This is a genomic window from Leisingera sp. F5 (assembly GCF_001593695.1).
The window spans coordinates 1-1,443 of the sequence record NZ_LUKH01000937.1 but is presented as its reverse complement, the minus strand read 5'-3'; the positions used below and the strand labels follow the sequence as shown (position 1 = coordinate 1,443).

Genomic DNA, 1,443 nt, shown 5'->3' with positions numbered 1-1,443 from the left:
GGTTTCGCCATCTGTGTCAATACCGTTGAAGCCCCGGCCCAGCCGCACCACCACCGCCCGCAAGCCGCCGTCGCGCACAATCAGGTTCGACCCCACCCCCATCGGGAAAACAGGCACAGCAGAATCGAGACCGCGCAGGAATGCTGCCAAATCGTCAATGTCCGCAGGCTGGAACAAACAGTCCGCAGGCCCGCCCACGCGCAGCCAAGTCAAGTCCGCCAGCGGCTTGCCTTCCAAGAGCCGCCCGCGAGCCGCTGGTAGTACCCCTTCAATTTGCGCCGCCATCGTCTTTTCCGTCCCAAGTTCCAGCCAGTGAACGCGCATAGTCCGTAAACAAGATGCCCGCCAAAATAAAGAGCCAACGCGATCTCGCGGCTATTGTGCTGGTGATCCTCCAAGCACAGGCCCAGCCCCAGCCATATCAGCACCAGCGCCCAAACTAGCACCAGGCCCGCAGCCGGCCATTGCCACCGCTGGCGGGCAAGAAAATAGAAGCCGATCAGCCAAACTGCTCCAATAGCCAGCCAAATTGCAGTAACTGCCACCATTGCCAAACCCCGCGGCCGGCAGTCCGCGGGCCGGCTTCAACACGACAAAAAACGGTACTACCGCATAAGCAGTGGCAAAGCCGGAAACATTTTGCAAACACGCGGCAGCAATCCGCCGCCGTCAGCGAGCCAGCGCACGCCTTATCCACCGGCCCAGATAGATCACCGGCCAGCGCAGCACCGACATGCCGGCCAGCAGCACCGCCAGCCCCCACCAGGGGCCGTTTTCATAGGTGACATAGCCCAGGAGCGGAATACCCAGTGCAATCAGCACATAGGCGCGCCGCCAGAGGTTGTCCCGGCTCGGGATCATCGCCAGCACATTGGCGGTCAGCGCCCAGATGGCGGCCAGGGTCAGCGACAGCGTCATTCCTCTATCTCTCCTCCCTTTGCCCAGCGCCCCAGAAAGAACCCGGCTAACAGAACTGGTACGGCAAAGGGCAGCCAAAAAATCAAGAAGAACTTGAAGGTCACCCAATCAATGGAACCTGCTCCCCTGTATTCGTAAACCAAACCGCCCGCAAACAGCACAAACAAGGAGCCAGACACCAAGCTGGGTAAAACGCCGATGCATGCGCCCACAAGAAGAATGGCAAACAAGCCCAGGATTAGCATCTAGGTGCGCAATCTATCCGGCAGCCCGTTGGCCCATGTGCTGATCGTACCCGCCCCAAGGCAGACAACCATATCACCGGGACGCGCCTGTTCGCGCACCAGGCGCTCCAGATCTTCTTCGCTAAGAATGGCGCGGGCGTGGCGGTGGCCGTGGCGGATAAGACCGGCCACCAGATCATCGCGGCCGGCGCCTTCGATCGGGTCTTCGCCGGCGGCAAAAACCTCGGCAATGGCGACCACATCGGCCTCGTTGAAACAGGCGCAGAAATCGTCGAACAGG

General features: G+C 60.8%; 2 protein-coding genes and 2 pseudogenes. All 4 read right to left on the bottom strand.

The annotated features are described in order from the left end of the window. Positions 1-285 (bottom strand): annotated as a pseudogene (locus A2I95_RS37630) (UDP-N-acetylenolpyruvoylglucosamine reductase); the annotation flags it as partial. 384 nt (positions 286-669) lie between these two features. Beyond that, entirely contained in the window at positions 670-918 is a 249-nt protein-coding gene (locus A2I95_RS37625; RefSeq protein ID WP_027258343.1) for a DUF2484 family protein, read from the bottom strand. Beyond that, on the bottom strand, positions 915-1,148 hold the full coding sequence (locus A2I95_RS37620) for a hypothetical protein (protein ID WP_156916849.1): 234 nt from the start codon (positions 1,146-1,148) through the stop codon (positions 915-917). Before A2I95_RS37620 ends, A2I95_RS37625 begins: the two co-directional genes overlap by 4 nt. A gap of 15 nt (positions 1,149-1,163) precedes the next feature. Then, positions 1,164-1,443 (bottom strand): annotated as a pseudogene (gene murC / locus A2I95_RS37615) (UDP-N-acetylmuramate--L-alanine ligase); the annotation flags it as partial.

Coding starts and splice junctions, on each gene's coding strand:
- A2I95_RS37625 (WP_027258343.1), bottom strand. CDS start 918: ATGACGCTGTCGCTGACCCTGGCCGCCATCTGGGCGCTGACCGCCAAT.